Origin of the sequence: Microbacterium testaceum (genome assembly GCF_006539145.1) — a bacterium.
Taxonomy (GTDB): Bacteria; Actinomycetota; Actinomycetes; order Actinomycetales; family Microbacteriaceae; genus Microbacterium; species Microbacterium testaceum.
Map to the genome: position 1 here is coordinate 93,203 of NZ_BJML01000002.1, position 12,713 is coordinate 105,915.

8 protein-coding genes are annotated in these 12,713 nt (G+C 72.7%); 3 read left to right on the forward strand and 5 right to left on the reverse strand.

Annotation, left to right across the window (positions count from 1 at the left end; translation table 11 throughout):
- The first annotated feature begins 44 nt into the window (after positions 1 to 44).
- On the forward strand, positions 45 to 992 hold the full coding sequence (locus tag MTE01_RS04570; protein ID WP_141375966.1) for a sensor histidine kinase: 948 nt from the start codon (positions 45 to 47) through the stop codon (positions 990 to 992).
- Here the strand turns inward: MTE01_RS04570 and MTE01_RS04575 are convergent.
- Positions 972 to 2,735: a hypothetical protein gene (locus MTE01_RS04575; RefSeq protein ID WP_141375968.1), complete on the reverse strand. Its 1,764-nt coding sequence runs from the start codon at positions 2,733 to 2,735 to the stop codon at positions 972 to 974. The genes MTE01_RS04570 and MTE01_RS04575 overlap by 21 nt on opposite strands.
- A gap of 11 nt (positions 2,736 to 2,746) precedes the next feature.
- Positions 2,747 to 3,418: a response regulator transcription factor gene (locus tag MTE01_RS04580; RefSeq protein ID WP_141375970.1), complete on the reverse strand. Its 672-nt coding sequence runs from the start codon at positions 3,416 to 3,418 to the stop codon at positions 2,747 to 2,749.
- A gap of 168 nt (positions 3,419 to 3,586) precedes the next feature.
- Here MTE01_RS04580 and MTE01_RS04585 point away from each other — a divergent pair, with 168 nt between their 5' ends.
- Both MTE01_RS04585 and MTE01_RS04590 read left to right on the forward strand, forming a co-directional pair.
- Positions 3,587 to 5,518, forward strand: coding sequence for an Hsp70 family protein (locus tag MTE01_RS04585; protein ID WP_141375972.1), 1,932 nt, complete (start codon positions 3,587 to 3,589; stop codon positions 5,516 to 5,518).
- Positions 5,519 to 5,646: 128 nt separating this feature from the next.
- Positions 5,647 to 6,183 carry a sigma-70 family RNA polymerase sigma factor gene (locus tag MTE01_RS04590; RefSeq protein WP_116238974.1) on the forward strand — a complete coding sequence of 179 codons (537 nt, stop codon included), beginning with the start codon at positions 5,647 to 5,649 and terminating at the stop codon, positions 6,181 to 6,183.
- 57 nt (positions 6,184 to 6,240) lie between these two features.
- Here the strand turns inward: MTE01_RS04590 and MTE01_RS04595 are convergent, their stop codons facing one another.
- Genes MTE01_RS04595 through MTE01_RS16965 form a run of 3 tightly spaced genes read right to left on the reverse strand, consistent with a single transcriptional unit; the run spans position 6,241 to position 12,677 of the window.
- Complete coding sequence (locus MTE01_RS04595) at positions 6,241 to 9,243, reverse strand: AAA family ATPase (protein WP_141375974.1); 3,003 nt, start codon at positions 9,241 to 9,243, stop codon at positions 6,241 to 6,243.
- Positions 9,228 to 9,719: a hypothetical protein gene (locus MTE01_RS04600; protein ID WP_103206322.1), complete on the reverse strand. Its 492-nt coding sequence runs from the start codon at positions 9,717 to 9,719 to the stop codon at positions 9,228 to 9,230. Before MTE01_RS04600 ends, MTE01_RS04595 begins: the two co-directional genes overlap by 16 nt.
- Positions 9,720 to 9,731: 12 nt before the next feature.
- Positions 9,732 to 12,677 (reverse strand): hypothetical protein, encoded by a 2,946-nt coding sequence (locus MTE01_RS16965; protein WP_170210609.1) that lies wholly within the window; start codon positions 12,675 to 12,677, stop codon positions 9,732 to 9,734.
- Between the last annotated feature and the right edge of the window lie 36 nt (positions 12,678 to 12,713).

Below are 12,713 nucleotides of genomic sequence, written 5' to 3' on the forward strand. Positions count from 1 at the left end.
GTCGGCACCGCTCTCGCCGACGGACAGGCTGATAGCGTCGCAGCGTGCGCGCCGAAGAAGTGATCGGCGATGCGCTCACCACGGCGCTCACCGCATCGGACACCCCTCCTCCGCCGTCGACCCTGCTCGCGACCGTCGCGGAGGCGATCGGCGCGCATCGGTGCGAACTGCGGCTCGGGACGAAGGCGTTGAGCTGGAGCGCCCGCGAGACCGCCCCGGACGACGACGTCGCGACCCTCCGACTCGGAACGGATCCCGACATCATCGCCACGGTCGCACCCGCCGCGGCGATGCCCGGCGCCGGCGCATGGCAGCCACTCCTTCTGCTTCTGACCCCCTACGCCGCCGAGGACGGGGTGTGGCACGCCCGACGTCGACGCCAGGAAGCGGTGCGCCGACGGGACGATGTCCGCTGGCGCGCGTCCGCCGACATGGAACACGAGCGACGGCGCCTCGAGCGCGACCTCCACGACGGCGCTCAGCATCATCTCGTCGCCCTTCGCATGACGATGGCGATCGCCGAGCATCAGCAGCACGAGCAGGGCGGCGAGGAGCGGCTCGCCAGCCTGCGCGAACAGCTCGACACGGCCGAACGGCTCTTGCTCACCACCGCGCGAGGCGTCTTGCCGCCGATCCTGGCGCGGGACGGGCTCAGCGGCGCTCTCGTCGAACTCGAGGACGCGAACGTGCAGGTCCGCACCGACATCTCGAGACTGCTCCCCGTCGTCGAGTCGGCGCTGTATTTCTTCGCCCTCGAGGCCGTCGGCAACGCCCGCCGCCACGCGCCCGGGGCGCGCATCCTCGTCGAGGCGCGACTGGAGGGCGGCCGTGCGTTCGTCCGGGTGAGCGACGACGGACCGGGGTTCACCGCGAGCGGCGAAGCGGGCGGTCTCGCCTCCCTCGCCCATCGCATCGAGGCGATCGGGGGCGTCCTCGACGTCGACTCGTCCCGCGGCACCGGGACACGCATCTCAGCCAGCGTGCCGTACTGACGAAGAGCTCTCGCGATCGAGCACACCGGCCGCGCTCCGCTGCAGCGCCTCGACAGCCCGCTGTCCGGAACCACCCAGACCCGGTCGAGCCGCCGCGCGCTGCCACCGTTCGACGGCGGCGGCAGCCGCCGCGTGCACCTGCTCGTCGTCGGCGTCGGGGAGAAGACCGAGGCGTACCCGCGGATCACCGCCCGCCGCGCCGAGGAGGAGCGCGGCGTCGGCATCGACGATCGAGTGCGCCGTACCCCGCGCGTACTCGTCGAGCAGCGCGTCCTCGACGAGCTCGAAGGAGTGAGACCGCAGTCTGTCGATCTCCCAGAGCAGTGGCGTGACCCCTGCCCGCGACGCCGACGCAGAGAGCATGTCGAGCGCTCGGCGCGCCAGGAGCACCGGGGCCCTCGCCGAGAGCGTCGTGACGGCTTCGGCGGGTGCGACGCCGTCACGGAACACGAGTTGTTCGCTCGATAGAGCGTCGACGAATCCGGAACGCGGCGCGAGGGCGCACACCACCGCGTCGATCGAACCCCAGCGGCCCTGACGATCCCGCACCTCGGTGCCGAGCGCCGCATCGGCGGCCTCGTCGCAGAGCACCGTCTGCACGCCCGGCATGGGCGCCGGCGAGGGCCCCTGGACCACGAGCAGGGTCACGGGGGCGGCCAGCGCGTCACGGCAGGCCTCGAGCTCCCGGTCCGGCAGGCCCGCGGCATCCACGAGCGCGGACACGCGGGCGAAGAGGGGACGCGTGGCGATCTGCCGAATCGAGAGGGGCAGCGAGCTCACGTCACCGCGGTCGGGCATCTCGACGACGACCTCGACCTCCCCGCCGGCTCGCTCCCGCACCCTGAGCTCGCCGCCGAGCGAGCCGATGCGCTCGATCTCCATCCGCAGCGCCCGTTCGACCGCGTCGCCGTCCAGTCCGCCGCCGCGCACCGCCGCGACCAGCCCGGACGCACGGTGAAGGGCCAATGTCAGGGGCACTCCTGTACGCGCCATCGCCCGAAGCACGCCGGCCACGGCGTGATAGAAGCCCGACTCCACGTCCCAGCTCGTCCGCCGCCCCAGATCGCCGACGACGGTGACGGGAGAGACCGACGCCGCGGCGAGTTCGCGGAGCGTCTCTTCTGCGCCGCACGTGGGCAGCATCGCGGGGAAGACCCCGCGCACCGTGTCGCGGAGCTCGTCGATGAGGCGTTCCGTCAGCGCGTGCACGGCCGGCCACTCCACGGCTTCCGCGGGCGTCGAGAGCCGGCGGCGGAGTTCGGCGACGTCGGCGACGGTCGTCGTCGTGATGCTGTCCACCAGCCGGATGCGCTCCCCCTCGCGGACGCGGGCGGCGCGGACCTCGGCCTGCTCGGCGTCCTGCTCACTCGACAGCGCGTCCTGTCGAGCGCGCTCGAGCTCTCTGAGGGCACGGTCGGCCCGCACGGTCGCCCCGAGCCACGCACACGACTCCACGAGCAGCCGTCGGCGTCTCGCGACGGCGAGGTCGGGAGGGGGCACGATCTCCAGGACCCCGACGCCGGGCACGACGTGAGGATCGGCACGCGCGGATTCGGAGCCCTCCTCGTTCTCGGGCCACGAGGCCAGCCGTTGAAGATGCCCGTCCTCGAGGCGTCGGAGCAGCCGCAGCCGCGGCGTGGGCGCTTCACGATCGGCCAGGCCGAGGGCGAGGTTCTGCAGGAGTGCGAGCAGCAGCGCGTCGCGAGGAGTCGTGGCGATGACGTCCACGACGCGACGAGGCACGTTCCGCGCCGTCATCTGCCGGCCCCACCGACTTTCTGCGCCTGCAGATAGCTCAGCACGGCGAGCACCCGACGATGATGCATCGTGGCGTCACCGGGGATCTCGAGCTTCACGAACAGCGACGCGACGTGCTTCTCGACCGCTTTCACCGAGACGAACAGCTGCTCCGCAATGGACCGGTTCGCTCGCCCCTCCGCCATCAGTCGGAGCACGTCCAGTTCGCGCTCCCCCAGGCCCGCCATCGCGCCGTCACGATGTTCCCCGATCTCGATGAGTCGGCTCGCGAGGACGGGCTCGATGACGATCTCGCGCGCGTGGATGCGCTGCAACGTGTCGTTGAGCATCTGCACACCGGCGATGCGCTCCTTGAGACGGTATCCGATGGCCTCCGTGCCGATCTCGAGCATCGCGCGCAGGAAGTGCGACTCGGCGTAGTGCGACAGCATCAGCAGACCGATGTCGGGAAACTGCGCCCGGATCCTTCGGGCGGTCACCAACCCGCCCTCTTCGCCGGGCGGCATCCGGATGTCGAGGATGGCGATGTCCACCTGCTCCGCATCGAGCGTGGCGAGAAGCTCATCGCCGCCGTCGTGCGCGGCGACGACGTCGTGACCCGCCGCGGCGAGCAGCATGACCAGCCCCTCACGGAACAACGTGCCGTCGTCGGCGATCGCCACCCGCATCGAAGCCCCGTTTCCTGCGTCGCGCGGCGTTCGACCCGCGCGCCCTTATGCTATCGCGGCCCCCGGCGACAGACCCCGCGGAGCCGGGGAGGACCCGTTCACACTATTCATCTAGTGTCTGCTTCGTATCCGGGTTCGAGAGGGAGCTCGGACACCGGAAGGAGCCCCATGCCATATTCGATCGGCGTAGACCTCGGAGCGACCTCGATCGCGGTCGCCGTGGGCGACGACGCCGGAGTGCGGGCCGCCCACCTGACGCCGCACCTCGTCGAACCCTCCGTCGCCTTCGTCGCCGCCGATGGCACCATCCTGACCGGCCAGGCTGCGATGGATGCCGCGCCCGAGGACCGGACGCGACTCGTGCGGGGGTTCAAGAGGCGGCTCGGCGACCCCACGCCGATCTTCGTCGGCGGCGTCGGCACCGCGCCCGAGGCGCTGATGGCCGCGCAACTCCGCGACGTCGTCGCCGCGGTCACCGAGCAGTACGACGAGGCGCCGCAGCGTGTCGTCGTCACGTGTCCCGCCGCGTGGGGTCCTTACCGCCGGGAGCAGTTCGCACGCATCTCCGAGCTCTCCGGCGTGCGCGTCGACGAGATCGTGGCCGATGCGGTCGCGGCCGCGACGTTCTTCGCGCGCGATCGCCGACTGGCCGAGGGCGACATCCTCGCCGTCTTCGACCTCGGGGGCCGGAACACGGAGGCCGCCGTCCTCCGTGTCGCACACGGTGGGCCCGAGGTGCTCGGCACCCCGGAGGGAATCGAGCATCTCGGCGGCGACGATTTCGACGACGCGGTCCGGGGCCTGATCGATCAACGTCTGGGTGGACGTCTGTCCGCCCTGGATCCGGCCGACCCCGACGACGTCGCGATCCTGTCCTCCGTCGACGAGGCGTGCACGAGCGCCAAAGAAGCGCTGTCCGTCCACGAAGAGACCGTGGTGCGCCTGAACCTGGACGGAGCCGAGACGGCGATCACCCTGACACGGCCCGATCTGGAGAGCAGCATCCGCCCCATGGTGAAGACAGCGGTCGCCGCTCTGCTGCGCTCGATCGCCTCGGCGGGCCTCGATCCCGACGACGTGGACGTCGTCGTCCTCGCGGGCGGGTCGTCGCGCATCCCCCTCGTGGCCGAAGAGGTGTCGTCGATCGGCAAGCCGATCGCCGCCACCCACCTTCCCAAGTTCACCGTCGCCCTCGGGGCAGCCGAACGGGCGCGGGCGTGGGCAGCGGGATCCGATCACACCATGCCGGCACGGCCCGACGCCCCCCTCGAGACGGCCACCGCGAATCCCCTCCCGACGACCATCCTCGCGAGTTCCGCCCCGGGGACGACGGGACGCCCCCGGGTCCGTCGCCGCTCGATGCTCCTCGCCGGTCTCGCCGTCGCCGCGGTCGCCGGCGCCGCCATCGTCACCGCCGCCTCGTGGTCGGGACGCGGTGAAACCCCGACGGCGGCGAGCACCGCGGCAAGCCCGGTGGCGAGCGCCCCGCCCACCGTCGTCGCGGCGCCCGCACCAGCCGCCGCCGCGGCCGAGACCACGACCGCCACCCTCGCCTTCCCCATCCTCACCGACGGCAGTTCGACGACCGGACTCAACTGGTTCGTGCAGTCGAGCGACACGGCGGGCGTGTGGGGCGTGACCCCGTTGGACGAGAAAGAGGCCTCGCGCCCGAATCTCCAGCTGACGCAGACGGATGCCGGCTTCCACGCGGTGTGGACGGGGGACTCCCCCGCGCAGTTGTACGCGCAGAGCTCCGGCGCGACGATCGACCTCGAAGACATCGCCGACGGCGGCGGAGCGCTCGTCTTCGACGTCACACGCAACAGCGGAGCGGCCACGTTCTTCGAGGTCGCCGCGCACTGCGGATATCCCTGCGGGGGCGCGGTCGACATCACGAGCACGATCAACACCCTCGCGGAGGGAGCCACGCAGCGCGTCATCGTCCCCGCCGCCTGCTTCACGGTCTCGGGCTTCGACCCCCGCGCCGTCGACACCCCCTTCGTGGCGTTCGGCACCGGCGCCCTGGACCTGACGTTCTCCGATGTGCGATGGGAGGACCTCGTCGGCGACGACCCGACAGCTGTGCGCTGCAGCACGTGACGGCGGGTAGGGACAGCCCTACCCGCCGCGTCGGGACGACGACCCGACACGGGGGATGAGCCCAGAGACAGCCTTTCCGCGCGGTCGGACGATCGAAGAGAACCGTCCACCGAAGGAAGGACTCGTCCATGGGCATCCCCCCGGCCCCGACCGCACACAACACCCCGACCTCTTTCGACCAGCTCGTCACCACGCACCGGCGTGGTCTCGTGCGCTACGCCACGCGTCTGCTCGACGGCGACACCGCCAGCGCGGAGGACGTCGTGCAAGAGACCATGCTGCGCGCGTGGAACCACCTCGACCGCCTCACCGAGCAGCGCGGGTCGGTGCGCGGGTGGCTGACGCGCGTGACCCACAACATCGCGATGGATCATCACCGCGCCCGTCGGGCCCGTCCGGCGGAGATCGCCTGGTCGGAATTCGACGCCGAACGAACGGCATCCGTCGACGACCCCGCGCACGAGGTCGAGGACCGTGTCGTCGTGACGGAACTTCTCGCCGTCGTGTCGCCGGTGCACCGGGCCACGCTCGCGGAGGTCTATTTCGCCGATCAGACCGCCGCGGCGGCGGCCGAGCGGCTCGGCGTCCCGATCGGCACGGTCAAGAGCCGCGTGTTCCATGCGCTGCGAGCCATCCGCTCCCAGAGCGCGGCTCTCGTCGCCTGAAACGCACGAGACATCACCCGCCGGGTCCGCACCCGGCGGGTGATGTCGTGTCCGGCATCAGGCGCCGATGACGCCGGCCGCGGGGATGTCCTCCGGCAGAAGCAGGACGAGATCGTCCATCGACGGATCCTCGATCGTGCGGGTGCGGCGGGCGTGGTTGGCGATCGCGGCGTCCATGACCTGTCGCGCGTATCGGCCGTTGCCGAATGACGCGGTGCGGTCGACGGCCGTGAAGTGCCCGCGCAGAGCGGCGACGGTCGAGCCCGTGCACTCGTAGCCCGAGCTGGTCGCGTGCTGGTTCACGATCGTCACCAGCTCGTCGGGCGTGTAGTTCGCGAACCGCACACGGTGCGAGAAGCGCGAGTCCAGGCCCGGGTTGGTCGCGAGGAACTGGTCCATCTCGCGCTCGTAGCCCGCCGCGATGACGACGACCTCGTCGCGGTGGTCCTCCATGAGCTTGACGAGCGTGTCCACCGACTCCTTTCCGAAGTCCGCACCGTTGCCCCCGCCCGACGCCAGCGTGTAGGCCTCGTCGATGAACAGCACGCCGCCGCGTGCGCGGTCGAACGCCTCGGTCGTCCTCCGGGCCGTGTGCCCCACGTACTCGCCGACGAGGTCGGCGCGCGACACCTCGGTGACCTGGCCCTGCGCCAGCACCCCGAGCGCCGTGAGAAGAGAGCCGTAGAGACGCGCGACCGTCGTCTTGCCCGTGCCGGGAGGACCCGCGAAGATCAGGTGCCTGCTGAGAGAGGGCGCGGGCAGCCCCGCCGCCTGCCTGCGGCGCGCCGACGTCAGGAGGTCGACCATCCCCTGCACCTCGGTCTTGACGTCGTCGAGCCCGACCAGCTCGCGCAGCGTTCCGAGCAGCTGCTCGACGCGTTCCTCGTCGACGCGGCCGACGCCGGCGCCGATCGCGGATCCGGGCAGCGGGCCCAGGTCGTTCGGCACGAGGCGCGTGAGGGTGAGCGCGTCCACCTCCGTGAGGCTGCCGAGCCGATAGGCCTGACGCCCGAGCATCTCCTCGAACACCTTCCGCGCCGTGCGGCCGTTGCCGAAGGTCTCATCGCGGGGCAGCTTGGTGAAGTAGTCGTGCAGCGCCGCGCGTGTTTCGAACTCGAGGCTGTAGTGGTTCACCCGGCACAGCCCCTCGACGATGGTCACCATCTCGGCGGAGGAGTAGTCGGCGAACTCGACCGTCCGGGAGAAGCGCGACGACAGACCGGGGTTGGCGGCCATGAACGTGCGCATGTCGTTGGTGTACCCCGCGACGATGACCACGACGTCGTCGCGATGGTCCTCCATGAGCTTGACGAGCGTGTCGATCGCCTCGCCTCCGAAGTCGTTGCTCGAGCCGCTGTCCTTGGACAGGGCGTACGCCTCGTCGATGAAGAGGACGCCTCCGAGCGCCTTACCGAACATCTCCGCCGTCTTGATCGCGGTGCCGCCGATGACGGCCGCGACGAGGTCGGGGCGCGCGACCTCGATGAGCTGGCCGGTCCGCAGGATGCCGAGCGCGGCGAGGATCCGCCCGTACAGTCGCGCGACGGTCGTCTTACCCGTCCCCGGCGAACCGGCGAACACCAGATGCCGCGAGATGGGAGGTGAAGGCAGGCCCGCCTCGGCGCGGCGTTCGGCCATCTGATGCATGCGCACGAGCGTCTCGACCTGGCGCTTCACGCTGTCGAGCCCGACGAGCTCGTCCAACTCCGCGAGCAGGCGATCGAGCTCGCTCGCCCCGTCCGGGCGGTCGTCGGCATCGGCAGCTGCCGCCGGCTCCGCCGGGGAACGCCGCTCCACCGCCGTCACCTCGGACTCGTGCCCGTCGTCACCGACCGGCGGTTCCTCGAGCTCGACATCGGCGTCGGGATCGACGTGGACCGCGTCGCCGGCGACGTCTCGCAAGCGAGTCCGTCGAAGTGCACCCGTCGACGAGCCGTGCCACACCGCGCCCTGCCGCCCGCCGCGCAGGGAGCCGCCTTCGAGCACGAGCCGAGCCGTGTCCCGCGCGATCGCTCCGGCGACCTCGGGCTCGACGATGCGCACGTCCGTCAGCGCTGCGGTCGCTTCGTCCGACGCGACCACGCCCGTCCCGGCCGGACGGGAGATCGTGGAGTCGACGAGGGTGACCGACGCGGAGTCCGCCACGACGACGGCATCGTGCCCGGCACCGCGCAGCTCGCACGCCCTCGCGGTCACCTGCGCACGTTCGACGAGGTGCAGGGCGTGGGTCGCGCCGTCGTGGATGCCGACCCCGGACAGGTCGATGACCGCGTCGGCCATGCCGACGACGCCCTGGCCGCGGGGATTGCGGATCGTGATGTCCGCCAGGGTCGCGGAGCCCCCGGATGTGACCAGCACCCCGATGCCGCCGCCGTCCACGATGACCGTGCCGGTGGCATCCAGGCTCGCTCCGCCTTCGACCGTCATCGCGGCGCCGGTGACATCGGCGATCCGGCCGCGTGCGACCGTCAGCTGCCCGCCGTCGGCGACCAGCAGACCGCCGGACGCCGACGCGATGACGACGTCGACGATGTGCGCGGAGCTCGGGCCTCGCACGACCAGGGCCGTCGTCGCGATGTCGTGGAGCCTGCCGCCGGTGATCTCCGACCGGCCGCCCTCGAAGACGAGCACACCGGCACCGGCGTCGTTCGCGACGCGGGTGTCGTGCAGTGACAACTGAGCGTCGGCCCGTACCACGAGCGCGACCTCCGTCGACGCCTCGACGGTGCAATCGTCCAACGACAGCGTCCCGGAGGCCACGTCGACGGCCACGTCGCCGTCGGTCCGGGCGAGGGTGAGGCCGGACATCCGCGCCTCCGCCGTGCTGCAGACCGCGGGACCGTCGATGCCCTCGATGCGGACCTCGCCGGCATCCCCGACGCCCGACAGCGATACGGAACGGTCGACGAGCAGCGACTCGCGGTACAGACCCGGGCGGATCGAGATGACGTCGCCGTCCTCGGCGGAGGCGAGGGCCGACGCGATGGACGGATGACAATCGGGGAGGTCGGCGGCAACGGTGAGCACGGTGCGTTCCCGTGCGGTCAGTCGAGAGGCCATGTCGTGCCCTTCCAGGCGTCGGGGCGGATCGCCGCCGAGAGGCGCCGCCAGGTCTTCGCGTTCACGGGGAGAGGCGGGCCCGCGGTGCGCAGATGCCGCACCAGCTCCGCATCGGGCGCGATCCAGTACCTCTCCAAGAAGTACGCGCAGGCGTCGCTCCAGACCCAGACGCCGTCCGAGCGGAGCGAGGCGGGCACGGCCGCGTCCAGGTCGCCCACGTGGTCGCGCAGCTTCTGGGCGGCGTGCAGGATGACGGCGCCGGAGCGCAGCAGTCCCAGCACGTCTTCGCGCTCGACCGGGTCGACGATCACGGGGTGCTCGGGCGCGAACCACGGGTCGCCGTCGTGCTGACCGTCGAAGACCCGCGCGATCACCGTCAGCGGCGACGGCCGCAGACGACGCGCGACCCGGCCGACGAGGCCGCCCGGGGTGCCGCGGCCCGACGGACGTCTCTCGTCCGAGGTGTGCTCGTCCATCGTCCCCGCTCCTCACGCTGCCGACGGCAGATCGCCGAGCCAACGGTCGTCGGTGTGCGCACGCAGGTCGCCGCGCGCCTCCGCCGCCGAACGGAGCCTCGCGAGCGCCGGTTCGGTCCCGGTCCCCTCCTCGGCGAGGAGCACCCGGTCAGCGGGACCGCCGACGCCCTCCAGCACGCGCAGGCGGATGCCGGCGGGCAGCGCGATGTCCTCCGCCCCTGTCGCACCGTGCAGCACGCGGTCGAGCCGACGACCGCTCGTGGTCCAGATCAGCGCCTCGGCCGGACCGGTCGCCGGGCCGTCGGCGGCCGCGGCGACAAGCGGCATCCGCAGCCGGAGGACGTCACCCGGTGCGGCACCGGCGGCGGACGGGATGCCACGGACGACGACCGTCCGAGCGGTGGGCAGCATCGCGAGTCCCTCCGCGAGGCAGATGTGGAAGTCGAGGTCGTACTCGGCGTGCGGCTCCGCGGCGAAGATCCGCACGAGTGAGAGGCCCGTCAGCATGGCGGAGCGGTCGCCGGTGGCGGCTCGCATGCCGGGCTGCTGTGCGAGCAGGTGCGACACCGTGCGGCTGGCGATGTCGTACCGCGGCCCGAGCGCCGTCCGCACGCCGTGCCGCTGCTCGGCGGTCGAGCGGACGTCGACGGGGACCTCGAGCAGACGGCGCGGGAGGACGACGGCGGACGGTTCGCCGGACGGGGCCGGCCCGCGCTCCGACACCGATGAGGCAGGAAAGGACGTCGCGTCGACCGGGTCGACGCCCGTCTCCTCGGGCACGAGGGCGCTCTGCGAAGCGGGGGCGGTCGTCTGCGCGGGCGGGGTCGCCCGTTCAGGCGCTGTCGACCGTGCGGGCGCGGTCGTCTGCGCGGGCGCCGTCGTCGTCGGTTGCGGTGTACCGGGCGCGGTGGGCGCCACAGCGGACGGGGACACCCCGGCCACGGGGTCGTGCGCGGCGGTCCGCCGTTGCTCGGCGGAGACGCGCCCCGTCCGAGAGGCGGGGCCGGGCGCGGGGGTGAGCGTCGATCCCTGCAGGGCACGGGTCAGGCCCGCACGCGGGGGGTCTCCGACCGGCGGGGTCGCCGGGGCGGGGGCGGGCTGGACGGGGGCGGCAGCGGGAGTGGCGGCGGCCGAGGCGGGCGTGGCCGGGGCGGGGGCAGCGGGAGTGGCGGCGGCCGAGACGGACGCGGCCGGCGTGGGGGCCGGGGCGGCCGACGGTGTGGCGGCGTCGGACGACGCCCGCGGGTGCTCCGCGGCGGGCGCGGACGACGCGGCCGCCGCCGGCGCGGCACTCGACCGGGGCGTGGACGATTTGTGAGCGCCGGACCCCACGTCGGAGACGGAGAGAGCACCGGGCTCGGGCGGAGTAGGCGACGACCGGTTCGCGTCAGCGTGCTCGCCCTCGAGGGCAGCCGCGGCCGACGCGCCACGGGCTCGACGGCCGACCGCCCGCTCTCTCGAGGGTCGGGTCTCGCCTTCGCCGCCCACGACGGCGACGACCGTGACCGGGCTCCCCGGCGATCGCGGCTCCTCGCCCCCCGAGGGGAGGGCGCCGTCCGTGGCGCCGGGGCGGGCCCACCCGCCGACCAGGTGTCCCGAAGGATCGGACGACGACGTCACCGCGTCCATGTGCCCGGTGGGTCCGACGGCCGTCTCGTCGACGGAGACCGCTCCGTCTGCCTCGGGGGTGTCGCCGCTGGCATCCCTCGTCGCGGCGACGAGCCTGCCGTCCGGGGTCAACGCGAGCGCCTCGATGGGCGCCCACCGGCCGGGATACGCGTCGCGGACGACGCGCCGGGCGGTGGCGTCGAGCGGGTGGATCACGACATTTCCGAGGCGCTCGAGGCGAGCGAGGAGGGGGGCGAGCAACCGCGGGAGACCCCTCGGTCGCCGCGCGCCGTCGCACTGCAGGGAGATGCTCAGCGCATCGCCGACCACGGTTGCGGTGCCGGGCTCGACGAGCCGCTCCCCCGCCGGAGCCACCAGCAGCCCCGTCGGGACGATGTGCACCTGCCAGTCCGCGCTCGCTCGGCGCCGCGCCCGCGCTCTTTCGTCGAAGCGGTAACCGCCGGCGGACGCGGGCACGAGACCGGGCGGCGTCTCCCAGCGTTCGAGGCACACGGATCCGTCGGGGGCGCACACGCTCTCGATCGCGAACGTCGGCGGCGTGGTCGTCTCGTCGCCGTCGAGTCGGACAGACGTCCCGTCGATCTCGACGCCGTGGGCGATGCGGAGCGGCTGCCCCAGCGTCGCCGCAAGGTCGCGCACGGTGGTGACGTCGAGGCTGCCGGGACCGTAGCCGACGAGCACCACCGCCGACCGCACCTCCTCGGGCAGCGTCCGCAGCACCGCCTCCAGCCGCTCCCGGCTCGGCGCCGGCTCCGCCGGGCTGCCCACGACGACGAGCAACCGCCCGTCCTTGACCGCAATGCCCGCGAGTCGGACGGCGTGGCGCGGCTCAGCCCCCGCGGTCACCCAGAGTCCGGCGGGGATGTGCGCGGTCCCGAGGAGGTTCGCAGGGAGGTACTGCTGCCACCTCGGGGCCGGGTAGCGCCGTCCGGTGGGAACGCGCGCGCCCTGGGGACTCCGGGTGATCCAGCCGTCCCCCCTCCCGACGGAGAACAGCGTGCCCGGGCACGGAAGGAAACGTCCCTCCGGCGCGACGACAGGAACACCGAGCACACGGGCCAGCCGAGCGCTGCCGGCCTCCGCGCCGTCCGCGCCGTCTCCGGCGAATCCGTCGGACGGGACGACGACGGTGCCGTCGAGGTGGGGCCGCACCGCATCGACGATCTCGGGCGCGGCCTCCCGCAGCGACTGCTGCAGAGCGGGTGTCGCCAACAGGTAGCGCGCGGCTCGCAGCGGAGGCAGGCCATCGAGGAGGGACGCTGTCCCGGCGTCGCCCGGGGCGGCGACGACGATTCCAAAACCCGTCCGTTCCACGGTGATCGACGACACGGCATCCCCTTCCCTCATCTCGACCACGGGCGAGGA